Genomic DNA, 751 nt, shown 5'->3' with positions numbered 1-751 from the left:
AGAGTGGCTAACACCACCGATCCACGAAGCGTGCACAGATGATCGCCGCTGCCAGTTTTAGCAGCGCTTCGTGGATATCCAGCCGTCGTTCAAAGCGGATTCGCAACTTGCCAAAGCCTGCAAACCATCCATGAGTCCGCTCCACCACCCAGCGATGCTTGCCCAGTCGCTCGCTACTCTCAACGCCTCGCCTGGCAATGCGGCTGGCGATGCCCCGTTGTCTCAAGTGCGCACGGCAACGCTTGTAGTCATAGCCCTTGTCGGCGTGCAACTTCGATGGTCTTTTGCGGGGGCGCCCTCCCAAGCCTGAAATCGCAGGAATCGCGTCCACGCACCTCTCGAACATCTTGGAGTCGTGCCGGTTCGCGCCGCTGACCAAGATCACCAGCGGGATGCCTCTGGCATCTACGACGATGTGCCGCTTGGAGCCGAGCTTGCCTCTGTCCGTGGGGTTTGGGCCCGTTTCCTGGCCCCCCGGGGGCTTGGTACCGAGGAGCCATCAATGCTGGCCCGGCTCCAATCGATTTGGTCATGTTCACGCAAGCGAGTCAGCATGGCCTGATGCAGCTGCTCCCAGACACCAGCGGCGTTCCAGTCGCGTAGGCGGCGCCAGCAAGTCATGCCGCTGCCGTACCCAAGGGATTGGGGAAGGTCTTCCCACGGAATGCCTGTTTGCAACACAAACAGGATGCCGTTGAGGGCGGCTTCATCGCTGACTGCGAGCTTGCGCGCACCGCCTTTGGCGGAAGGT

The 751-nt window shown here is 61.4% G+C and carries 1 protein-coding gene; it reads right to left on the bottom strand.

Features of this window, described 5'->3' with window-relative positions:
* Window positions 1-7 precede the first annotated feature (7 nt).
* Window positions 8-751 (bottom strand): IS5 family transposase gene (locus tag GRX31_RS30415; RefSeq protein ID WP_160856270.1). Its coding sequence is split into 2 segments (ribosomal slippage), with 745 coding nucleotides annotated over them: window positions 8-486 and window positions 486-751; the frame shifts between segments, so codons are not numbered across the junction. This gene is flagged as partial in the annotation.

The sequence above is a fragment of the Delftia sp. CH05 genome (genome assembly GCF_009827015.1).
Classification (GTDB): domain Bacteria; phylum Pseudomonadota; class Gammaproteobacteria; order Burkholderiales; family Burkholderiaceae_C; genus Comamonas; species Comamonas tsuruhatensis.
This window is presented reverse-complemented; position numbering and strand designations above follow the sequence as displayed.